A 21,955-nucleotide genomic window follows, 5' to 3' on the forward strand; every position below is an offset into this window, starting at 1 on the left:
TTCTCGTGCTATTCTTTCCACATGAATGCACAGGGAGCTCCTATGCGTGCTGCCCCTCTTGCCGACGCGCCGCTGAGCCAGGGCGCCGTGCTGACCAAGGCGGTGCTCCGCGCCGCCGACCGGCTTGGCGTGACGGGGGCGACCCTCGCCGCTGTCATCGGCCTCAGCCCCGCCTCGCTGACCCGCATGAAGAAGGGCGAGTTCGCGCTGGAATCCGGCACGAAGCCGTTCGAGCTGGCCATCCTGTTCGTCCGCCTGTTCCGCTCGCTGGACGCCATCGCAGGAGGAGACGAGCGCATCGCCCGTGCATGGCTCGCCAACCCCAACACCGCGCTGGACGCCGCCCCCATCGACAAGATCAGGACCATTGCGGGATTGATGGATGTCATCGCCTATCTGGACGCCCGACGCGCTATCGTCTGAGGCGCGGCCCTATGCCGGGCGCTGCTGGCGGCTGGTCGAGGCGCAGCACCTGTCGTCCACGCTCAAGCTGGTGGACGACACCGACGAGCAGAAGGTGCTGGAAGACCTCATCGAGGCCACCAAGCCACCCCTCCCGCCGGAGTGCCGGCACCTCGACTACCTTCTGTTCACGCCCTTCCGCTACGAGCCGCCCTACCCCCACGGCTCGCGCTTCCGCCGTGCGGGGCGCACGCCCGGCGTCTATTACGCCGCCGAACGGCCGGAGACGGCGCTGGCGGAGTTGGCCTTCTATCGCCTGCTGTTCTTCGCGGAATCGCCGGGCACGCCCTGGCCTCGGAGCGCCGGCCAGTACACCGCCTTCGCCGCCGAGGTGCGGACGGACCGCCATCTCGATCTCACCGCGGAACCGCTCTCAAGGGATGGCGCGGCCTGGACCCACCCCGTCGACTACGCGCCCTGCCAGCACCTCGCGGATGCGGCACGGGCGGCGGCGGTGGAGATCATCCGCTACCGCTCCGTGCGCGATCGCGATGCGGGGGCGAACCTCGCCGTACTGGCCTGCGGGGCGTTCGCCGCGCCGGCTCCAGTGGAGCGCCGGACGTGGCACATCTTGCTGGGCCGCACGGGCGTCTCAGCCGTGTGCGAGGCGCCGCGCCAGCGGCTTTCCTTCGGGCGGGAGGCGTTTTCCGCCGACCCGCGCCTCGCCGGCATGCTCTGGGAGCGCTGACCTCAGAATAGCTTCAGGCCGGGTGGCAGCGCGAGGCCGCCGGTCAGGGACTGCATCTTTTCCTGCATCACCCGCTCGGCCTTGCCGCGGGCGTCGGCCAAGGCGGCGACGATGAGGTCTTCAAGGATTTCCACCTCGTCCGGCTTCACCAGCGAAGGGTCGATGCGCACCGCCTTGCATTCACCCTTGGCCGTGACGCGCACCGAGACGAGACCGCCGCCAGAGGCACCGTCCACCTCGACGGTCTCCAGCTCCGCCTGCATCTGCTGCATGCGTTCCTGAAGTTCCTTGGCCTGCTTCATCATGCCCATGAGGTCGCGCATGGTGCTTCCACCTTTCTAGAATTCGATCTCGTCGTCGGCGCCGGGACCAGCGAGGTAATCCTCCTCCGAAGGCGCGAGGCCCTCGTCGGCGGGGGGCTCCTCGCGGGTGCGCACGTCCACCACCTCGGCGCCGGGGAAGCGGGCGAGCACGGCGGCCACCAGCGGATGGGCCTTGATGCCCTCCTCCCGCTCGGCTTTCACCGCCGCATTCTCCTCCGCCAGCGTCGGCCCGCCGGACTGGGAGGAGACCGAGACCATCCAGCGCCGGCCGGTCCATTCGTTGAGCTTGCGGGAGAGATCCTGAATGAGGCTGCCCGGTGCGCCGGGCACCAGCGCCACCTCGATGCGCCCGTCCTCCACATGCACGGGGCGCAGCTGCGTCTCGATGCCGTGCTTCAGGGCGAGGTCGCGGCGGGCCGCGGCGAGCGCCGCCACGTCGGCCAGGCTGCCGAGCCGCGGCCCTTCGGCCGGCATGGCGGCGCGGGCGTCGACGCGAATGTCCGCGCGCGGCTGCGGCCGGGGCTCCGCCGGACGGGGCGCGAGAGAGAGGCGGGGGCCGCCACCGCCACCACCGCCCGAGGGCAAGGAGGGCGCGGAGGGCGAAGCGGACGGCGGGGGCTGATCCTTCAGCCGGCGCAGCGCATCGTCGGGAGTCGGGAGGTCGGCGGCATAAGCGAGGCGCACCAGCACCATCTCCGCCGCCTGGGCGGGCTTGGGCGCCTGCTGCACCTCGCCGATGCCCTTCGAGAGCATCTGCCAGGCGCGGGCCAGCACACGCATGGAGAGCCCCTGCGCCATCTCGGACCCGCGCACCCGCTCGGCCTCCACCAGCGCGGCATCATCCGCCGCGTCGGGCACGATCTTCAGCCGGGTGACGAGGTGGGTGAAATCGGCGAGATCGGTGAGGATGACGGCGGGGTCGGCGCCGGAATCGTACTGGTCGCGGAATTCCGCCAGCGCCCGGGCGATCTCGCCCTTCATCAGCGCCTCGAACAGGTCGATCACGCGCCCCTTGTCGGCGAGGCCGAGCAGGCGGCGGACCTCATCCGCGCTCACCGTGCCGCCGCCGTGGGCGATGGCCTGATCCAGCAAGGACAGGCTGTCGCGCACCGAGCCCTCGGCCGCGCGGGCGACGATGGACAGGGCCTCCGGCTCGATGGTGACGCCCTCGCGGGCGCAGATGCCGGAGAGGTGCGCGGCCAGCGTGCCCGCCTCCACCCGGCGCAGATCGAAGCGCTGGCAGCGGGACAGCACGGTGACGGGCACCTTGCGGATTTCGGTGGTGGCGAAGATGAACTTCACATGCTCCGGTGGCTCCTCGAGCGTCTTCAGCAGCCCGTTGAAGGCCGCCGTGGAGAGCATGTGCACTTCGTCGATGATGTAGACCTTGTAGCGCGCCATCACCGGGCGGTAGCGGGCGCTCTCGATGATCTCGCGGATGTCGTTGATGGAGGTGTTGGACGCGGCGTCCATCTCCATCACGTCCACATGGCGGGATTCGATGATGTCGCGGCAGTGCTTGCCCATCACCGCGAGATCGAGGCTCGGCCCTCCGGCGGCGCCGTCCGCCGGTTCGTAATTGAGAGCGCGGGCGAGGATGCGGGCGGTGGTGGTCTTGCCCACGCCGCGCACGCCGGTGAGGATGTAGGCCTGCGCGATCCGCCCCGACGAGAAGGCGTTGCGCAGGGTGCGGACCATGGCCTCCTGGCCGATCAGGTCGGCGAAATTCTGCGGGCGATATTTGCGCGCCAGCACCCGGTAGGCGCCGGGTGAGGCCGCTGCAGGCGCGGCGGTGACAGCCGGCGCAGCTTCGGGCAGGCCGAGGTCGAAGCCCGGTCCGTCCTGCTGGTCGTCGGTGTGCTGCTCGTCGCTCATCTGGCCGCCTTCAGGGCCGGCGCTGGCCCACCCCATACATAGCATCGCGCGCCCGCACGTCGATGGGCGGGGCGGCAAATCCCCACCGTCCACGCTCCCAGGCGGGGGCGAGGGCAAGAAAGCTGGCGTCCGGCGCGCCGCCGTGCTTACACCCGCCCATGTGGCGCCAGCCCGACCCCTTGCACCTGCGGACCCGATCGTGACCCCATCTCCCCGTTCCATCGCCATTGTCGGCGCCGGCCCCGCCGGGCTCGCGGCCGCGGAGGTGCTGTCGGCGGCGGGGTTTCGGGTGGCGCTCTACGACCGGATGCCCTCCGCCGCGCGGAAATTCCTCATGGCGGGGCGCGGCGGGCTCAACCTCACACATTCCGAACCGGCCGACGCCTTCCGCGCCCGCTATGGCACGGCGGCGGAGCGCCTCACCCCCGCGCTCGCCGCCTTCCCGCCGCAGGCCCTGCGCGACTGGGCGACGGGGCTGGGGGAGGAGACCTTCGTCGGCTCCAGTGGACGCGTCTTCCCCAGGAGCTTCAAGGCCTCGCCGCTGCTGCGCGCCTGGCTGGGCCGGCTCGCAGCGAACGGCGTCACCTTCCATCCCCGGCATGATTGGCGGGGCTTCGACGCCGCCGGCGCTCTGCTGTTCGAGACGCCGGACGGCCCGGCCGAGGTGAAGGCGGATGCCGTCATCCTCGCCCTCGGCGGAGCCTCGTGGCCGCGGCTGGGCTCGGATGGCGCCTTCGTGCCGGCGCTGCGCGCCCTCGGCGTCGAGGTAAAGGATTTCGTGCCGGCCAATATGGGCGTTCTCGTCCCGTGGTCCGAGGTTTTCCGCCAGAAGTTCGCCGGCACGCCGCTGAAGCGCATCGCCCTCACCTTCAACGGCGTGACGGTGAAGGGCGAGGCCATGGTGAGCGCGGCCGGACTGGAAGGCGGGGCCATCTACGCCCTCTCCGCACCGCTCCGGCGGGCGCTCGCGGACGGCCCCGTGACGCTGCACGTGGATCTACGGCCCGACCTTGATGGCGCGGAGCTGGCGCGGCGGCTCGGCGGCGGGCCGGGCAGCGCCTCGCTCTCCACCTTCCTGCGCAAGGCGGCGGGGCTCGCGCCGGTGGCGGTGGGGCTCATCCGCGAGACGACCGGCCCGGCCAAGCCCGATCCGGCGACGCTCGCCCGCCTCATCAAGGCGCTGCCGCTGACCATCACCGGCCATGCCGGCCTGGAGCGGGCCATCTCATCGGCCGGCGGCATCGCCTGGGAGGGCGTCGGCCCGGACTTTTCATTGCTGGGCCTGCCGCCGCATCTTCCGCCGGTGTTTGTTGCCGGCGAGATGCTGGATTGGGAAGCGCCCACGGGCGGCTACCTCCTTCAGGCGGTCATCGCCACCGGCCGGACCGCCGGAGAAGGCGCAAAGGCCCGCCTCAGCCGCTGAAGCCGCCGTTCGCGAGATAGTCTGCCTCTTCCGGCGTCGTTTCGCGGCCGAGGATGACATTGCGGTGGGGGAAGCGGCCGAAACGGTCGATGCTCTCCTGGTGGATGAGCGCATAGCGCAGCCCGTCCTCCTGCCCCAAAGCACGATAGAGCGCGACGCATCTCGCCTGCGCCGCCCGGTCCTCGGCATGCATGAAGGGCAGATAGAAGAAGCTGCGCAGCACGTCCGGAATGGACGGGTCCTTGTCGAACCCCCGATCCAGCGCCTTCTCCGCCGCCGCCAGCGCCATGGCATCGGTGGCGAAGGCCTGCGGCGTGCCCCGGAAGACATTCCGCGGCACCTGATCGAGCAGGATGATGCGGGCGAGCGCGCCGGGCGCCGTGCCCTGCCACCCGTCGAGAGCGCTTTGCGCCGCCGCCTCATGGGCCGGCAGCAGGGCGGCGCGCACCTCCGCGTCGAAGGCCGGGCCGCCGCCGAACCATTTCTCGCGTCCGGCGGCCTGCCAGAAGGAGAGCACCGCCTCGGAAGTGGGAACGCGCGCGCTCATCGGCCCATCCCCGGAGGGGCCAGCGGATTGTCGGTGAGCGCGGCGCGGTCCGGCATGTCCACCTGCGGAATGCCGAGGAAGGCGTTGAACAGGCGGGCGATCACCTTGGGGTCGAGGTCGCGCACGATCATCACGAGGCGGCTCCTGTGGTCGTCGTCGGGCCAGCCGGCGAGGCGGGCCGGCGGGTGCATCACATGCTGCACCGCATGAATCACCACGGGCGTGTCCGGTTCCTCGGAGAGCTTCACGATGCCCTTCATGCGCAGCAGTTTGGCGCCATGGGTGCCGCGCAGCAGCTCCAGGAACAAATCAAGGGTCGAGGCCGGAATGGCGGCGTCCGTGGCGAGGGTGAAGGCGCGGATGCGGCTGTCATGCCGGTTCGGATCGAGGCTGGAAGGATCGACCTCGGCTTGCGCCGCCGCCACGTCCTCCGCCGCCAGCCAGCGGGCGACGTCCGGTATCCGCGTCTTGGCGTCGAACAGGCCGGCGCCGAGCAGGGCGTCCGCCGTCGCCTCCCCCGCCGCCGCATCGACGATCTTCGCCGCCGGGGCGAGGCGATGCAGCCGCGCCTTCAGCGCATCGAGGGCGGTGCGGCCTTCGGCGTCCACCACGAGATCGGACTTGGTGAGGACGATGCGGTCGGCCACCGCCGCCTGCTTCACCGCCTCGTCATGGGCATCGAGGGTCGCGTCGCCGTTCACCGCGTCCACCACGCAGACGATGCCGTCGAGCCGGTAGCGCAGGCCGAGATAGGGATGGGTCATCAGGGTGTGGATCACCGGCGCCGGATCGGCGAGGCCGGTGGTCTCGATGACGACGCGGGAGAAGGGCGGCAGGCGATCATTGTCGCGGCCGCGCAGCAGATCCTCCAGCGCGGCGACCAGATCGCCCCGCACCGTACAGCACAGGCAGCCGGACGAGAGCATCACGATGCCCTCCTCCACCGGCCGCACGAACAGATGGTCCAGCCCCACCTCGCCGAACTCGTTGATGAGCACGGCGGTGTCGGCCAGAGCCGGGTCGGCGAGCAGCACGTTGAGGAGCGTCGTCTTGCCAGCACCGAGGAAGCCGGTAAGCACGGTGACGGCGATGGGATCGGGCGGCCCGCGGCGGGACGCGACAGGTTCTGCGGCGGATGCGCCTTCCGTCGGGAAGGCGTCGGAGGAGCCCGGCATGGGGTGTCTCCCAGACAGAGGGATGGATTGCCTCCCTGCCTCTACGAGACGGTCTGCCGGGTCAAGGGTGAGGTTGGCAGCGGGCGAAGACCTGCCGCCTTATGTCGCCGAAACGCCCCGGTGAGCCGGCGACTTAGGTCGCCGGTTTGGGCGCCGGGGCGGCGGCCTCGGGATTGGCGGGCGCGGGGGCCGGCTTCGGCTTGGGCTTCGGCGTCGCAGAGCTGCCGGCCGCGACGGCGCCCTTTGGCTGGGCCGGCTTCTTGTCGGCGGTGGACGCCGGCTTCTTCGCCGCATCCCCGCTCGCCTTTTCACCACCCGTCTTGGGCTTGTCGGCGGTGGAGGCCGACTTGCTGTCCTGCTTCGACCCAGCGGCGGCCTTGGGCTTCTTCGGCGGGTCCGGCTCGTAGGCGGTGGCGTAATCCTCCACCGCATTGCGCGTGCCCACATAGACCGGAACCGGCGGCATGGAGGGCGGCAGGGTCTGCAGCAGCTCCGCGCCGGACTTGGGCAGAGCGGGCGTCGCGAAGGAGAAGCTGGAGCTCGCCTGCGGATCGGGCTCGTCGTCCGCCTCGGAGGCGGTCACGGCGCGCTTGCCGCCGCATACCTCGGCCCGCATGTCATAGATCGGCCCGCCGCTGTTGGGGATGGCGGACAGGAGCGGAGCGGCGGCGCCGAACACCGACCAGGATGACTGGAAGCCCTTCTCGAACATCAGCGCCGCCTGCTCGGTGCGGGCCGTGCCGGAACGGGCGCCGAGGATGACGGCGATGAGGCGCTTGTTGCCCCGGGTCGCGGTGGCGACGAGATTGTAGCCGGAGCCGCAGACGAAGCCGGTCTTCATGCCGTCCGCGCCGGGATAGCGGTCGATCAGGCGGTTGTAGTTGCGCAGCACCACCTTGCCGATCTTGATGGCCGGGATGCGGAACAGGGCTTCCTGCTCGGGGAAATGGTAGATGATGGCGCGGGCGAGGATGGCGAGGTCGCGGGCGGTGGTCACCTGCGCCGGGTCCGGCAGGCCGTTGGGGTTCTCGAAATGGGTGCCGGTCATGCCGAGGTGCGCGGCGGTGGCGTTCATCTCGGCGACGAAGGCGGGCATGGAGCCGGCGACGCCCTCACCCACCAGCCAGGCCATGTCGTTGGCCGACTTCACCAGAACCATCTTCAAGGCATTGTCGAGGGTGACGACGGTGCCGACCTTGAAGCCCATCTTGGAGGGCTGCTGCGCCGCCGCGGCGGGCGAGACGGTGATCGGTGTATCGAACTTCAGCCGGCCGTTGCGCACGGCGTTGAGCGCCACATAGACCGTCATCAGCTTGGTGACGGAGGCGGGATGCCAGGGACGCCCGGCCTCCTTCTGCTCGATCACCCGGCCAGTATCGGCTTCTACCAGCAGGATCGGGTTGGCGCGGGCCGGGATACCGGCAGCAAGCACAAGCCCGAAAGCGGCCAGCAGGCAGCCTGCAAACGAGGCTCGGAGGGCGAAACGTGATGTCGTGGGCGCCAACCGATCCGCTCCCTGTTGAGAAATCGCGCGCAGGAACTGTCCTTCCATAACCGGTTTCGCTTGCGCGGAAAAGGCGGAAGCGAGCCAATGGCCGGTCCGGCACAGGTCGTGGGCCGGCTTTGTCTGCCACAATTCAGCCGCACTCCTTTAAAACGCATAACCTTTACATGAAGGCTTCAGCTTGTCCTTGACGGTGCGCAACCCCGGACTGTCGCACCCGCTCATGTCTCGACGATCACTGCAGGCGCGGGCCGGGGCGCCTCTTCCGCCCCTGCCATGAACTGGGCGCGGGCCAATCCCGCGAAGCGCCCGCCGAGGCGCACTAGCTCGTCGAAGGAGCCGGCCTCCACCACCCGCCCGTGCTCGAACACCAGGATGCGGTCGGCATTGCGCACGGTGGCGAGGCGGTGGGCGATGACGAAGGTGGTGCGGCCTTTCATCACCTCGTCCAGCGCCGCCTGCACCTTCACCTCGGTGGCGGCGTCGAGGGCGCTGGTCGCCTCATCTAGGATGAGAATGGGCGGGTTCTTGAGGAGCGCTCGGGCGATGGAGAGGCGCTGGCGCTCGCCGCCGGAGAGCGCGCGGCCACGCTCGCCCACCACCGCCTGAAGGCCGAGCGGGTTGCGCTCCACCAGCTCCAGCGCCTGGGCGCGGGCGAGCGCCTCGCGCATCTCCGCCTCGGTGGCGTCTGGCTTGCCGACCTTGAGATTGTCGGCGATGGAGCGGTTGAACAGCAGCGGCTCCTGGAACACCACGCCGATGGCGTGGCGCAGGGAGGAGAGCGTGACGTCGCGGATGTCCTCGCCGTCGATGCGGATGGCGCCGGACTGGGGGTCGAACACCCGGTGCAGCAAAGCGAGCGCGGTGGACTTGCCCGCCCCCGTGGTGCCCACGAAGGCGAAGGTCTGGCCCGGCTCGGCGTGGAAGGAGACGTCCGCCACCGCCGTGCGCTTGCCGTCATAGGAGAAGGACACGTCGTCGAACGTCACGTCGCCCTTCACCGGCGGCAGGGGCTTTGCCCCCGGCCGGTCGCGCACCGCGCCCACCGTGTCCAGCACATCGAAGAACTGGGCGAGCTGCGGCGCCGACATCATCAGCCGGTTGAAGAAGGACACCGTGTGGTCCAGCCGGCCGATCAGCATGTTGGCGAAGGCCACGTAGGTGACGATGTCGCCGATATTGGCGAGGCCCTGCATGTAGAGCCAGGTGCCGATGAGCAGGATGGCGAGGATGGTCAGCGTCGTCGCCGCCTTCGTCGCCATGGACACCATCGCCCACCACGACAGCACCGGGATCTGCACCGCCAGCACCCGGTTCACCGTGTCGCGCAGGCCCGAGACCTCCGCCTCCGTGCGAGTATAGCTCTGGATGACCGCCACATTGCCCAGCGCGTCGGAGGTCTGCTCGGCGAGGTCGGAATTGTATTCCTCCACCTGCCGCTGCATGGCCTCGGTGCGGCGGATGACATAGCCGGTGACGATGCCGAACACCGCCATCAGCACGATCAGCACCAATCCCAGCCGCCAGTTGAGGTAGATGCCCACCGGCACGAGGATGACGAGGGAGAGGATCGCCGCGCAGTCCTCCCGGAAGAAGGAGAGCCAGAGGCCCCACAAAGCGTCGACGCCCTCCAGCATCACCTTCAGCAGGCGGCCGGAATGGGTTTCCCCGTGGAAGCTCAGAGGCAGCTGCAGCACATGCTCGAAATACTGCGTCAGCACCCCAAGGCGGCGGCGGTGGGAGAGCCGGTCGGCGTGGAGCGAGATCAGCACCCCGGCGCCGATGTTGAACAGGCCGAAGCACACCCAGGCGGCCAGCAGCGGCACAAGGTCGTCCTGATGCGGCAGGCGCTGGGCGGCCTGGGCGGTCGCCAGCGCATCGATGATGCGGCCGAACAGGATGGGTTCGGCGAACTGCGACACCGCCAGAGCGAGGTTCGAGCCGGCCAGCAGCGCCCCCAGCCGGGCCTCCGGCCCGAGGAGGCTGATGGTGCGGGCATAAACGCGCAGAAGGCTCATGCGGACGGGCTCCGGTCCCTTTCCGGCAGCAAAGCGAAGGCAGAGCCATGATGCAAGGGGATGGGACAACTCCGCTAGTGCAGCGCCTCGCTTGACATTCGCCGGCCCGCCCGCAGTCTGCACACAGCTTTAGCGGGGGTCTCGATTGGGCGAGGAACAGGCGGCGCACGCGCAGATCGCGGATTCTCACGCGCCGGATCATTCCCTCGAGGCCAGCGCCGCGCGCATCCTTGCCCGGCATCGCGACGCCATCAAGGTGCGCAAGCCCCATCTGGCGGTGGCGAACCTCGCGCGCATCCTCGGGGCGGCGCTGACGCTGGCCAACCGCCACGGCTTCCATGCCATGACCCTGCGCCAGCTGGCGGAGGAATCCGGCCTCAGCATGGGCGGGCTCTATTCCTACCTCGACAGCAAGGACACGCTGCTTCTCATGATCCTGGAGGAAGTGGCGGAGGCCGCGGAGGGCGCGCTCGCCGCGGCGCCGGAGGCGGTGCGCGCGGACCCGGCCCGGCACCTCGCCTGGCTCATCGAGCGCCATATCCTCCTCACCGAGGCCATGCACCCCTGGTTCGTGTTCGCCTACATGGAGGCGAAGGCGTTCCCGCCGGAGGCCCGCAAGCGCGCGGTGGAGAGCGAGCGCACCACCGAGCGCATCCTCGCCGGCGCCGTCGCCGAGGGCATGCGGCGCGGCACCTTCGCGGCCGGCGACCCGCTGTTCGCGGCGACGCTCATCAAGCCGCTGCTGCAGGACTGGTACGTGAAGCGCAGCAAGTATCGCGAGCGCGGCATCGAGGCGCCGGCCTATGCGGCCGAGGTCAACGCCTTCGTGCGGAAGGCGTTGACCTGATCCCTCAGATGAATGCCGCGGCCCGCGCGGCGAAGGCTTCGGCGAGGCGGCCGGTGTCGGCCGCGCCCTCGGCCGCCGCATTGCCCGCCTTGGCGCGGGCAGCGATGCCCTCGAAGATCACCGCCCAGCGGAACAAAGCGAAGGCCATGTGGAAGTCGGTGAGCTGAGCCCCATGGGTCGCTGCCGCCTGATAGGCCGCGACGAAATCGGCACGTGCGGGAATGCCCAGCGCAACGAGGTCGAGCCCGTCGATGCCGCCATATTCCTCCGGCCGCGACACCCAGGCCATGGCGCAATGGGCGAGGTCCGCCAGGGGATGGCCGAGGGTGGACAATTCCCAGTCCAGCACCGCGACCACCTCGGGGCGGGTGGGGTGGAACATGAGATTGCCGATGCGATAGTCGCCATGCGCGATGCGGCTGGTCTCGTCTGCCGGCACATGCTCCGGCAACCACGCCACGAGGCGGTCGATGTTGGCGTCCTCGCGGGTCTTCGAGAGGTCCCACTGGCGGGTCCAGCGCGCGATCTGGCGGCTGAAGTAATTGCCGGGCCGGCCGAAGTCCGCGAGGCCGACGGCGGCAGGGTCCACATTGTGCAGGGCCGCCAGCGTCGTGGCCATGGCCTCGTACATGGCCCGGCGCTCCTGCGGCGTCACGCCCGGCAGGGTGCAGTCGTGGAACACGCGGCCGTCCACCTTCTCCATAACGTAGAAAAGGGTACCGATGACGGACTTGTCCTCGCACAAAGCGAGCACGGGCGGCACCGGCACGCCGGTCCCGGCCAGAGCGTGCATGATGCGATACTCGCGATCCACCGCATGGGCGGAGGGCAGAAGCTCGCCCGGAGGCTGCTTGCGCAGCACCAAAGCGCGGTCGTCATAGGTGACGAAGAAGGTCGGGTTGGACTGCCCGCCCGAAATGGCCTGGAAGCGCGGCGTGCCCGAAAGGCCGGGGACGCGAGCCTTCAGCCAGGCGTCCAGCGCGGCGGCATCGAAGCCGAGGGAGGAGGCCTGGTCGCTCACGCTTTCTCTCCCGCCACCGGCCAGTTCCAGAAGCCGTCGCCTTCCTTCTCCAGGAAGCGGTTGAGCACCATTTCATGCACCGCATCGGCCCCGTCCACGATGCGGGCCTGCCGGGCATAGCGGTAGATCCACTCCAGCACCGTATCCTTGGAATAGCCGCGCGCGCCATTGATCTGGATGGCGGTGTCGGCGGCGAGGTGCAGGGTGTTGGCGGCCTTGATCTTGGCCATGGAGATTTCCTTGCGGGCGAGCCCACCGCGATCCAGCTCATAGGCCGCCTTCATGACCAGCAGGCGGCCGATCTCGATCTCCATGGCGATGCGCCCGAGCATGGTCTGCACGCTCTCGCGATCGGCAAGGCGAATGCCGAAGCCCTCGCGCACCGCCGCATAGTCGCGGGCGATGGCCACCGAGCGCATGGCGAGGCCGAGCCACCGCATGCAGTGGGTGAGCCGCGCCGGGCCGAGGCGGATCTGAGTGACCTTCAGGCCGTCGCCCTCCTTCATCAGCACGTCCTCGGGCGGGATGGTGAGCCCGTCGAACTCCAGCTCGCAATGGCCGCCATGCTCCTCCGGCCCCATGATGGGGATGCGCCGCACGATGCGCCAGCCCGGCGCGTCGCGATGGAAGGCGAAGGCGGTCAGGCCCTTGCGCGCATCATCGGAGGTGCGGGCGACGATGATGAAGTGCGCCGCCTCCTCCGCGCCGGTGATGAACCACTTGCGGCCGTAGATGCGATAGGAGCCGTCCGGCTGCTTCTCCGCCCGCGTGAGCATCATGGAGGGGTCGGAGCCACCGCCGGGGTGGGGCTCGGTCATGACGAAGGCGGAGCGGACCTCGCCGCGGGCGATGGGGGCGAGCCAGCGGGCCTTCTGGTCGGCCGTGCCCACCTCTTCCAGCACCATCATGTTGCCGTCGTCGGGCGCGGCCGAATTGAACACTACCGGGCCGAAGATGGAGCGGTTCATCTCGGTGTAGCAGACCGCCATGCCCATGCGGCCGACGCCGAGCCCGCCATTTTCCGGCTTCAGCTGAAGGCACCACAGCCCCTCCGCCTTCGCCTTGGCGCGCAGGCGCTCCAGCTGCGCGGGGGCGATGTTCTCGTGGGCGTCATAGGCGGCGGGATCGCTTTCCAGCGGGATGATCTCGTCCGAGACGAACGAAGCGATGCGGCGGCGGAGATCTTCGAGGGCCGGGGAGATCGAGAAATCCATGAGTGCGCCCTTCCAAGAGCAAAAACGAGCGAGCGCTCGCTTTCTATCCCATCAGCACTCCGATGGCAACGGCCATCGGCGACCCCGACGCGAGCGTATCGCAGACAATCGAACTTGGCCGCAGAGAACCTCCCGGCCGCATCAAACGCAAGGGAACCGGGCGGCGCGGTTCGAGTTGATAGGCCAGCAGAGACAAGACTTCTACTCGAAGACTTCAACTTGTCTTTGCGCGCAGGCCAGTCGAGCCGGCGCTTCATTTCATGCACACGATGAGCAGGGCCTTGCGCGAATGCGTTCAGGGCAAGTGCTTCGGTGCACCTTGAACAGGGCCATAGGGCTAGAACACGTTCTCACCAGGAGGATACCATGAAGATGATGCCGATCTACGCTGCGACCGCAGCCGTTCTTCTTTCCACCACCGCCATGGCGCAGACCGCTGCGCCCACCGGCACCATGGGCACCACCGCGACCGCAGCCACCGGCATGGCGCCCACCTTCGTGACCCGTCAGATGGCTGACCAGCATATGGCGTCCAACCTCATCGGCACCGCCGTGCGCGGCCCGGCCGACGAGAATCTCGGCGAGATCAACGATCTCCTTATCGACCGCTCGGGCAACGTGGCGGCCGTGGTGATCGGCGTCGGCGGCTTCCTCGGCATCGGCGAGAAGGATGTGGCGGTGCCGTTCCAGACGGTCGAGATGACCCGCGTCGACGGCAAGAACCGCCTGGTGCTGCGCAAGACCAAGGACGAGCTGAAGAACGCGCCGACCTTCACCGAGATGGACGCGACCCCGTCCACCACCGGCAGCGTGAACCGTCCGGCCACCCCGCCGGCGACCACGGCTCCCGTCGCCCGCTGATCCGGGAGGGGGACGGGGCGCGGATCTTTCATCCGCACCCCGCAAGCCCTTGGGACAACAGGCTTGCCGACCCTGGCTTCCGGCCAGGGCCGGCTTCGCCACGTCTGCTCGGCCAGGTCGGGCAGGAATGAACAGGGGCAGCGGCGGTTGATCCCGCGGCACATGCGGGGGCAATGTGGCGGCCCGATCGCCACAGGGAGCAGGCATGGACCTGTCCAGTCGAGGCCCCGCGGGCCTCTTCCTGAGAATCATCGCAGAGCCCCGCCCCCTGTGGTGGCGCTTCGCCTTCGCCGGCACCGTGGTGGCGGCGGCGCTGGTGCTCAGGCTCGGCCTCCTCGCGTGGATGGTCGAATTCCCACCCTATCTGCTCCAGCTGCCGGCGATCATCGTGGTCGCGCTGGTGTGCGGCGCCGAATGCGGCCTTGCGGCCATCGCCGTCCTGGTGGGCGTCAATGCCGCCCTGCTGCCGGAAGGCCCGGACGGTGGTGTCGCCCCCTCCGCGCTGGCCTCGCTTCTTTCCTTCACCGTCAATTCCTTCGCCGTGTGGGCCATTGCGGGGCTCGTCCGCACCACCCTGCGGCGGCTTGATTCGGCCCATGCCGCCTTGCTCTCGGCCGCGTCCGAGCAGACCGCCGTGGTGGCGACGCTGGAAGCGCTGCTGCAGCACGCCCCCGTGGGCTTCGCCTTCTTCGATGCCCAGCGGCGCTTCATTCGCGTCAACGAGATGCTGGCCCGCATCGACGGCATTCCCGCCCGCGAACATGCCGGGCGCTCCCTTGCCGACATGCTGCCCCAGCTCGCCGATGCAGTGACGCCCTCGCTGGAGCGGGTGCTCGCCACCGGCGAGGTGATCGCGGACGTGGAGCTGGAAGGCGCGACGCCCGCCGCCCCCGGCGTATGGCGCCATTTCCTCGTCAGCTATTTCCCGGTGCGCACCTCGAGCGAGGCCATCAACCTCGTCGGCATGATCGTGGTGGAGATCACCGAGCGCAAACGCGCCGAGAAGGCCATCGCCGCCAGCGAGCAGCGCTATCGCCTGCTGGCCGAGGCCCTGCCGAAGATGGTCTGGACCTCCTCCCCGGCCGGCACCGGCGACTATTACAACCACCGCTGGGCCGAATATACCGGCGTCGAGGCGCCGCCCGGCGAAGTGGTGGAATGGCACGCCTTCCTCCATCCGGAGGAGAAGGGTGGCGTCATGGGGGCCTGGGAGGCGAGCCTCGCCAGCGGCAACCCCTTCTCGCGCGAATGCCGCTTCCGCGCCAAGGACGGCAGCTATCGCTGGTTCCTCTGCCGCGCGGTGCCGGTGCGCGACGAGGACGGGCGCGTCGACCGCTGGTACGGCAGCTGCACCGACATCTCCGAGATCGTCGCCGCCCGCGAGGCCCTGTCCCGCACCAACGAGGACCTCGAACGCCTCGCCGCCGCCCGCACCATGCAGCTCGCCGAGGCCAACACCTTGCTCAAGCAGGAGATGGAAGAGCGCCTGCGTGCCGAATCCCAGCTGCGACAGGCGCAGAAGATGGAGGCGGTCGGCCAGCTCACCGGCGGAATCGCCCACGATTTCAACAATCTGCTCACCATCATCATCGGCAATATCGAGGCCGCCGAGCGCCGGGTGCCGGCCGACCCGCAGGACACCCGCACCCAGGAGATCAAGACCCAGGAAATCCGCCGCTTCCTCGATTACGGTCGGCAGGGCGCGCTCCGGGCCGCCATTCTCACCCAGCGGCTGCTCGCCTTCTCCCGCCGCCAGCCCCTCGATCCCCGCCCCACCGACGTCAACCGCCTCGTCACCGGCATGTCCCACATGCTGCGCAGCGCGCTGGGCGAGCGGGTGATGGTGGAGACGGTGCTCGCCGGCGGACTGTGGCGCACCGAGATCGACCATAACCAGCTGGAGAACGCCATCCTCAACCTCGCGGTGAACGCGCGCGATGCCATGATGGACGGCGGCAAGCTCACTATCGAGACCGCCAACGCCTATCTGGACGAGGCCTATTGCGCCGAGCACGAGGATCTGGAGCCGGGACAGTATGTGGCGATCTTCGTCAGCGACACCGGCATGGGCATGTCGGATGACGTGCGTGCCCGCGCCTTCGAGCCCTTCTTCACCACCAAGGGGCCGAAGGACGGCACCGGGCTGGGGCTCAGCCAGGTCTACGGCTTCGTGAAGCAGTCCGGCGGGCACGTGATGATCTATTCCGAGCGCGGCGACGGCACCACGGTGAAGCTCTATCTGCCCCGGCTGGAGGAGACGCCCTCCGTGCCCGAGCCCGCTCCGCCGCGGACCGATGGCGAGACCCGCGCCGCGCCCGCCGTGGTGCTGATGGTGGAGGACGACGACCAGCTCCGCACCATGGGCGCCGCAACCCTGCGGGAGGCCGGCCATACGGTGATCGAGGCCGAAAACGCCTCAGCCGCCCTCGACGCCCTGTCGCGCGGCGCCCGCCCCGACCTCCTCTTCACCGACGTGCGCCTCGGCGATGGAATGGACGGGCGAGGCCTCGCCGACGAGGTGAAGCGGCGGCTGCCGCGCACCCGCGTGCTGTTCACCACCGCCTATGCCCGCAACGCGGTGGTCCACCAGGGGCGGCTCGATCCGGGAATGAAGCTCCTGACCAAGCCCTACAGCCAGTCGGAACTGGTCACGAAGGTGAACGGAATGCTCGACGAACCCGCCCTCAGGGGGGCCGTCCTCCTGGTGGAGGACGAACCTTTCGTCGCCATGGTGGCGAGCCAGATCCTGGAGGACCAGGGCTTCAAGGTCACCGTCGCCTCCCACGGCGAGGCGGCGCTCTCCCACGCGCGCAATGCGAAAGCGGACATCGGCCGCGACGCGCTGGTGCTCGCCATCGTGGATATCGGGCTACCGGACATGCGCGGCGACGAGGTGGTGCGCCGGCTGGGCGAGATCGCGCCCGAGCTGCCGGTCATCGTCGCCACCGGCTATGCCACGCAGGACATCTCGCAAATGTTCGGCGGCCGCGTCGACGTGGGGGTCATCTCCAAGCCGTATGACGGCGCCACACTGGTGGCGGCGCTGGAGCGGCTCGGTTTCCGGCCGCAGGGCCAAGGATAAACGGAAGCGGATAAGCGGAAGCCGCCGGCGGGAGAGCCCGCCCGGCGGCTTCGGGAGTGGCGTGATGGCCCGGCACGACAGAAGCGGCGCCGGGGAACTGGATCAGCGGCGCAGCAGGATCTGGCCGAGGATGACGCCGACGCCCGCGGCAATGGCGCAGGCGGTGATGGGCTGCTCGCGGATGCTCTCGCGCAAGGTGAGGAACTGCTCCTCGGCCCAGTCGCCCACCTCGCCGGCGGCGCTCTCGGCCTCGCCCTTGGCGCCCTTCACCGAGTGCTTGGCGGTCTTGCCGAGGGTATCCAGCAGCTGGGTGAAATCGGCCTTGAGCTGGTCGAGGTCCGACTTCACGTCGTTCAGGTTGGCCTCGGCGGCGGGGGCGGTCACGATCTGCGGCTTGTCGACCATGGTTGTCTCCGGCAGGGTTTGTCACGCGGCGCGGTGGGAGCGTTGGCAACCGGCTGGCCGCCGATCGGGTCTCGCTCCGGGTCCGCTCGGGAGTGTAACGACCGACACGGCAATTGCGTGCCCGGGAAAGTTCGTAGTCCCCGCGATTTCCGCGGGGAGGCGGCTCACGCGCTCAGCGCGCGAGCCCTCGTTCAGGCGCTGCGCGCGGTTTCGGGCTCGGCGCGGGCCTCGTGGAAGAACAGCGCCTGCGCCACCGTCGCCTTCACCGTCTCGGTGAGGAAGGGCTTGGTGATGAGATAGGTGGGCTCCGGCCGCTCGCCGGTCAGGAGCCGATCGGGGAAGGCGGTGATGAAGATCACCGGCACGTTGAAGCTCGACAGGATCTCGGTCACCGCCTCGATGCCGGAGGAGCCGTCGGCAAGCTGGATGTCGGCCAGCACGAGGCCGAAATTGCCGCCCTGAGCCAGCTCCACCGCCTTGGAATGGGTGGGGGCGACGCCGATCACCTCATGCCCCAGCTCGGTGACGAGGGTCTTCAGATCGAGGGCGATCACCCATTCGTCCTCGATGATGAGAACGCGCGTCGCGAGCTGGCGGTCGATCTCGCGCTGCGCCGCCACCACCTGCGCCTCCACGTCGGACAGGGTGGTGCCGAGAATGGTCGACGCCTCGGCGAAGGAGAAGCCTTCCATCGCGGTCAGCAAAAGCGCCACGCGGGAGCCGGGGTCCATGGCCTGGAGGCGCGCATCGGCGCGGGAGGGCACCTGTCCGCCGGTGGGCTGGCGGTTCCATGTCTCGTGGAACGCCTTGTAGAGCGCGACGCGGGGCGACACCGCGGGATCGACCGCGACCTTGCCGTCGAGAATCGCCTGCAGCGTATTCTGCACCAGGAGGTCGCCGGCCGCCTGCGATCCCATCAGGGCGCGCGTGTAGCGGCGCAGGAACGGGAGCTGCTTGATAAGCGGATTGGAAGCCATGCGAGAATTCCCTGCCAAGCTGAACGGGCCGAAGGAGTGATGGCCTTTGGGAGCCACGTGAGTCTTGGGCCAAGTTGAAGCCAAAGCCCGGTAACGCTTGCGTGCACGACAAGTTCCACGCGCGTGGAACCGGGCGCCGCAAATCGCATTATAGTCCTAGCCGAGCCCGGCGGGAGCGGAACGACATTTCGCGGGCGCTCGGCAGGCAACGTAACGTAAAGATGGGCGGCCGTACCGAGGTCGAGCCGCCAGCGGTTCCATCGCGCAGCGTCCGGATCGCTCTTTCGGGGCGATCATCGCGAACAGCCGGACGAGCGTTCGCGCCAGAGGTATCCGTGCGGAGCGGCATGCCTCTCTGGCGCTTAGTAAAAGTGGTGTGGCGGAGCGACGATGGATCTGGAACGGGCGCAGGCCGCCAAATCCCGCGAGACCGGTTCGCGCGAAAGCGCTCCGCGTGAGGATCAGTCGGACAGGACGCGCGATGTCGGCCCCAGCAGCCGGGACCGCGCGGCCCTCTTTGCGTCCGCCGGCGCCCAGCCCCGTACCCTGTTCGACAGCGTCCGCCGCCGCCTGATCCTGATGGTGCTGCTGGCGCTCGCCCCCATCGCCGCCCTCAACATCGTGCAGGGCGTGATGCAGCTGTCCGCCGCCGAGGAGGATGCCCGGCAGAACCTGCTGCGCCATGCGCTGGCTGCCGCCGCCTCGCAGCAGAACGTGATCGCCTCGGCGGAGAATGTGCTCTACGCCCTGCAGAATGTGGACGAGGTGCGCACCGCCGGCCCCACCTGCCGGGCAACGCTGCGCGGCGCCACCATCTCCCTGCCCTTCGTCGCCAATATCGGCGTCATTGACGCCGCCGGGCAGCTCACCTGCACCGCCCTGCCCACGGCCGACACCGACATGAGCGACGACGCCTGGTGGCTTCAGGCGATCCGGCAGCCCGGCTTCAGCCTATCGGGCCGGGTGCGCAGCACCGCCACCGACCGGGACGTGGTGGTCGGCCTTCTCCCCCTGCGCGACGCCGCCGGCCGGCTGGAGGGCGGGCTGGCGCTGGGCATCGAGATCGGCTGGCTCGACAATCTCCTGCGCCAGCAGGTCCCCCCGTCCGAAGGCGTCGTCGCGGTCTTCACGGCGTCGGGGGAGGAGCTGGTCTCCAATGCGCGCGCGCTCAGCGGCGCCCTGTTCCAGGCTGCCCCCTTCGCCGCGCCGGACAATTCGCTGCGGGAGAGCACCGATCCTTCGGGGCGGCGCTGGACCTATGCCACCACCCCGCTCGGGCGCGAGGGGCTGGTGGTGGCCTATGCCTCCCCGTCCGACCGGCTGTTCGGCTGGACGCTGGTGACGGTGGCGGCAAGCTTCGCCTTGCCGGCGCTGGTGATGGTGGCGTCCCTCATCGCCCTGTGGGTGGCGGTGGACCGCATCGTGCTGCGCTGGCTGCTGTATCTGCGCCGGGTCACGGCGGTCTACGCCCAGGGCCATTACGGCTTCCGCCCCACACGGCTCGATGCCGCACCGAGCGAGTTCCGCATGCTCGGCCAATCGGTGGAGAACATGGCCTACGCCGTGCGCCAGCGCGATGCGCGCCTGCGCGAGAACCTCGCCGAGAAGACCGCTCTGGTGCGCGAGATCCACCACCGCATCAAGAACAGCCTTCAGGTGGTGGTCAGCCTGCTGTCGCTCTATGGCGGCGGGATGGGCAAGGGCGAGGACCGGCGCCGCTTCGATCAGCTGCGCACCCGCGTGAACACCCTCGCCCTCGTCCACCGCATCCTCTACGAGGCCAACGACGGCTCGCAGGTGCGCCTGCGCGAGTTGCTGGGGGAGCTCGCCTCGCTGATCGAGGGCTCTTCGGACAAGAATCTGCGCCTCGTGGTGGAGGCGGAGGAGGCGCGCCTGCCCACCGACATGGCCGTCCCCCTCGCCCTCATGGTGGTGGAGCTGGTGCTCGGGCTGACGCTACGGCCCGGCAGCACCTCCCTCGGCATGCTCATCACCGGCACGGTGGACGACGACCGCCTGCGCCTCGTCCTCACCGGCACCGCCGAAGCGCCGGAAGAGCCCTCCGGCCTCGCCGGGGGCTTCGCCACCCAACTCGGCGGCACGCTCACCCGCAAAAGCTCCGGCGACACGCTGGTGATCGTCGGGGATTTTCCTTGTCCCTCAGTCGCTTCTCCGGATACCGCCGGAGGGTCCGGGCCGAATGGGACCTGACACGCGACGTCCGCGTGTTTTTATCGGAACCACAGCCGTCCCTGCTTCGTTACTGCTTGGACCGTCCTGGCCACCCCACCGGCCGGAGGGCGGCCTATTGGCTTCAGTGCGGGTCGTTTCGCTCCGGCAAACACAGCGCCGGGTCGAACCGGCCGGGTGCCGCGATGAGCGGCCGATCGCAGTCGGAGGAACAGGGCATATGGACAAGGCGCGAACCAAGGGCACATCCCAGCGCGGCTTTGCGGCGATGGACGCGGAAAAGCAGCGGGCGATCGCGCGCAAGGGGGGCGAGAGCGTCCCGGCCGAGAAGCGCAGCTTCTTCCAGAATCGCACGCTGGCCGCCGAGGCCGGCCGCAAGGGCGGACAGAGCGTCGCTGACGACCAGCGCAGCTTCTCGCGGGACCGCACCCTCGCCTCGCAGGCGGGACAGAAGGGCGGCCAGAAGAGCGGCCAGGCCACCGGCACGGGGCCGGGGACCGGCAACGGCGGCGCCTGAACGCGCCGCCTATGAGGGGCGTAACCGGAACCGCCGTCCGCGGTGAACCGCGGGCGGAACCGGAACCGCAGCTGTAGCGTTAGGCTCAGGTCACGCTCGAGGGACGTCTCCGCGAAGGGGCGCTTCGCCGACCACACCCGGGAGCCGGGCGGACATAGCCGCCAGAAAAGTCACGATTGCCGGAAAGAATAGGCTGCCTGATGGACCTGCCCGCGCCGAGCGAAAGGACCCGCACAGAGATGGACGCCGCCGCCCTGCGCACGCAGGTGCTGGAGTTCCTTCCAGCGGTGCGCGCCTTTGCGCGGTCTTTGACCCGCAACCGAACGGAGGCCGACGATCTGGTCCAGGAGACGCTGCTGAAGGCGCTCTCCAACATGGACAAGTTCGACCCCGGCACCAATCTGCGTGCGTGGCTCTTCACCATCCTGCGCAACACCTATTACACCGAGATCCGCAAGCGTCGGCGCGAGAATGACGGCATGGCCGCGCTCGCCCAGCAGGATTCCAATATCGGCCCGAGCCAGGAATGGTCGGCCACTCTCACCTCTCTCAAGGACGCCCTCGCCCTTCTGCCGGACGACCAGCGCGAAGCGCTGGTGCTAGTGGGCGCGGCGGGCTTGTCTTACGAGGAAGCGGCGGAGGTCTGCGGCTGCGCGCTCGGCACCATCAAGAGCCGCGTCAACCGCGCCCGCGCCAAGCTGCTCGTGCTCATGGGCGCCGAAGTCACCGCCGACGTGGTGGAAGGCGACGCGGTCGCCATGTCCGCGGCGCGAAGCTCGCTCTCCACATCCTGAGCCACACACGCCCGCGTCGCCGTCGGCGCGTG

Annotated in this window: 19 protein-coding genes; 9 read left to right on the forward strand and 10 right to left on the reverse strand. The window is 69.4% G+C overall.

Going from position 1 to position 21,955, the window contains the following annotated elements:
• Positions 1–42: 42 nt before the first annotated feature.
• Positions 43–423, forward strand: a complete 381-nt coding sequence (locus D7006_RS23940; protein ID WP_237354820.1) for an antitoxin Xre/MbcA/ParS toxin-binding domain-containing protein — start codon at positions 43–45, stop codon at positions 421–423.
• Entirely contained in the window at positions 383–1,150 is a 768-nt protein-coding gene (locus D7006_RS23945; RefSeq protein WP_237354821.1) for an RES family NAD+ phosphorylase, read from the forward strand. The genes D7006_RS23940 and D7006_RS23945 overlap by 41 nt, the downstream gene beginning before the upstream one ends.
• A gap of 2 nt (positions 1,151–1,152) precedes the next feature.
• Here the strand turns inward: D7006_RS23945 and D7006_RS23950 are convergent, their stop codons facing one another.
• Entirely contained in the window at positions 1,153–1,473 is a 321-nt protein-coding gene (locus D7006_RS23950; protein WP_169122140.1) for a YbaB/EbfC family nucleoid-associated protein, read from the reverse strand.
• Positions 1,474–1,488: 15 nt separating this feature from the next.
• The gene (locus D7006_RS23955) at positions 1,489–3,348 is read right to left on the reverse strand and encodes a DNA polymerase III subunit gamma/tau (RefSeq protein WP_237354822.1); all 1,860 of its coding nucleotides are present in this window, start codon (positions 3,346–3,348) and stop codon (positions 1,489–1,491) included.
• 199 nt (positions 3,349–3,547) lie between these two features.
• On the opposite strand from D7006_RS23955, the gene D7006_RS23960 reads away from it, so the two are divergent.
• Positions 3,548–4,771: a TIGR03862 family flavoprotein gene (locus tag D7006_RS23960; RefSeq protein ID WP_371744998.1), complete on the forward strand. Its 1,224-nt coding sequence runs from the start codon at positions 3,548–3,550 to the stop codon at positions 4,769–4,771.
• Here D7006_RS23960 and D7006_RS23965 read toward each other — a convergent pair.
• The 4 genes from D7006_RS23965 to D7006_RS23980 form a co-directional block, all read right to left on the reverse strand.
• Positions 4,761–5,318, reverse strand: a complete 558-nt coding sequence (locus D7006_RS23965) for a DUF924 family protein (protein ID WP_237354823.1) — start codon at positions 5,316–5,318, stop codon at positions 4,761–4,763. The two genes, D7006_RS23960 and D7006_RS23965, sit on opposite strands and share 11 nt — an antisense overlap.
• The gene (locus tag D7006_RS23970; RefSeq protein WP_237354824.1) at positions 5,315–6,493 is read right to left on the reverse strand and encodes a GTP-binding protein; all 1,179 of its coding nucleotides are present in this window, start codon (positions 6,491–6,493) and stop codon (positions 5,315–5,317) included. Before D7006_RS23970 ends, D7006_RS23965 begins: the two co-directional genes overlap by 4 nt.
• A gap of 133 nt (positions 6,494–6,626) precedes the next feature.
• Positions 6,627–7,997 (reverse strand): D-alanyl-D-alanine carboxypeptidase family protein, encoded by a 1,371-nt coding sequence (locus D7006_RS23975; RefSeq protein WP_237354825.1) that lies wholly within the window; start codon positions 7,995–7,997, stop codon positions 6,627–6,629.
• A 221-nt stretch (positions 7,998–8,218) separates the two neighbouring features.
• Positions 8,219–10,015 carry a glucan ABC transporter ATP-binding protein/ permease gene (locus tag D7006_RS23980; protein WP_237354826.1) on the reverse strand — a complete coding sequence of 599 codons (1,797 nt, stop codon included), beginning with the start codon at positions 10,013–10,015 and terminating at the stop codon, positions 8,219–8,221.
• Between the two features lie 145 nt (positions 10,016–10,160).
• Between D7006_RS23980 and D7006_RS23985 the strand changes: the two genes are divergently transcribed.
• Positions 10,161–10,862, forward strand: a complete 702-nt coding sequence (locus D7006_RS23985) for a TetR/AcrR family transcriptional regulator (RefSeq protein ID WP_237354827.1) — start codon at positions 10,161–10,163, stop codon at positions 10,860–10,862.
• A gap of 4 nt (positions 10,863–10,866) precedes the next feature.
• Here the strand turns inward: D7006_RS23985 and D7006_RS23990 are convergent, their stop codons facing one another.
• Positions 10,867–11,883: a phosphotransferase family protein gene (locus D7006_RS23990; RefSeq protein ID WP_237354828.1), complete on the reverse strand. Its 1,017-nt coding sequence runs from the start codon at positions 11,881–11,883 to the stop codon at positions 10,867–10,869.
• Complete coding sequence (locus D7006_RS23995; protein WP_237354829.1) at positions 11,880–13,097, reverse strand: acyl-CoA dehydrogenase family protein; 1,218 nt, start codon at positions 13,095–13,097, stop codon at positions 11,880–11,882. The genes D7006_RS23990 and D7006_RS23995 overlap by 4 nt, the downstream gene beginning before the upstream one ends.
• A 366-nt stretch (positions 13,098–13,463) precedes the next feature.
• On the opposite strand from D7006_RS23995, the gene D7006_RS24000 reads away from it, so the two are divergent.
• Together D7006_RS24000 and D7006_RS24005 are read left to right on the forward strand one after the other, a co-directional pair.
• On the forward strand, positions 13,464–13,958 hold the full coding sequence (locus D7006_RS24000; RefSeq protein WP_229645124.1) for a PRC-barrel domain-containing protein: 495 nt from the start codon (positions 13,464–13,466) through the stop codon (positions 13,956–13,958).
• 205 nt (positions 13,959–14,163) lie between these two features.
• Positions 14,164–17,040: a response regulator gene (locus D7006_RS24005; protein WP_237354830.1), complete on the forward strand. Its 2,877-nt coding sequence runs from the start codon at positions 14,164–14,166 to the stop codon at positions 17,038–17,040.
• Positions 17,041–17,142: 102 nt separating this feature from the next.
• Here D7006_RS24005 and D7006_RS24010 read toward each other — a convergent pair whose 3' ends face one another.
• On the reverse strand, positions 17,143–17,445 hold the full coding sequence (locus D7006_RS24010; RefSeq protein WP_237354831.1) for a YqjD family protein: 303 nt from the start codon (positions 17,443–17,445) through the stop codon (positions 17,143–17,145).
• A gap of 191 nt (positions 17,446–17,636) precedes the next feature.
• Positions 17,637–18,422 (reverse strand): response regulator, encoded by a 786-nt coding sequence (locus D7006_RS24015; protein ID WP_169122152.1) that lies wholly within the window; start codon positions 18,420–18,422, stop codon positions 17,637–17,639.
• A 390-nt stretch (positions 18,423–18,812) separates the two neighbouring features.
• Between D7006_RS24015 and D7006_RS24020 the strand changes: the two genes are divergently transcribed.
• The 3 genes from D7006_RS24020 to D7006_RS24030 all read left to right on the forward strand — a co-directional run bounded on the left by D7006_RS24020 (position 18,813) and on the right by D7006_RS24030 (position 21,923).
• Entirely contained in the window at positions 18,813–20,633 is a 1,821-nt protein-coding gene (locus D7006_RS24020) for a sensor histidine kinase (protein ID WP_169122153.1), read from the forward strand.
• A 199-nt stretch (positions 20,634–20,832) separates the two neighbouring features.
• Entirely contained in the window at positions 20,833–21,129 is a 297-nt protein-coding gene (locus D7006_RS24025; RefSeq protein ID WP_024281337.1) for a general stress protein, read from the forward strand.
• Between the two features lie 239 nt (positions 21,130–21,368).
• Complete coding sequence (locus D7006_RS24030) at positions 21,369–21,923, forward strand: sigma-70 family RNA polymerase sigma factor (RefSeq protein ID WP_169122154.1); 555 nt, start codon at positions 21,369–21,371, stop codon at positions 21,921–21,923.
• Positions 21,924–21,955: the final 32 nt, after the last annotated feature.

Origin of the sequence: Xanthobacter sp. YC-JY1 (genome assembly GCF_021730305.1) — a bacterium.
GTDB lineage: Bacteria > Pseudomonadota > Alphaproteobacteria > Rhizobiales > Xanthobacteraceae > Xanthobacter > Xanthobacter flavus.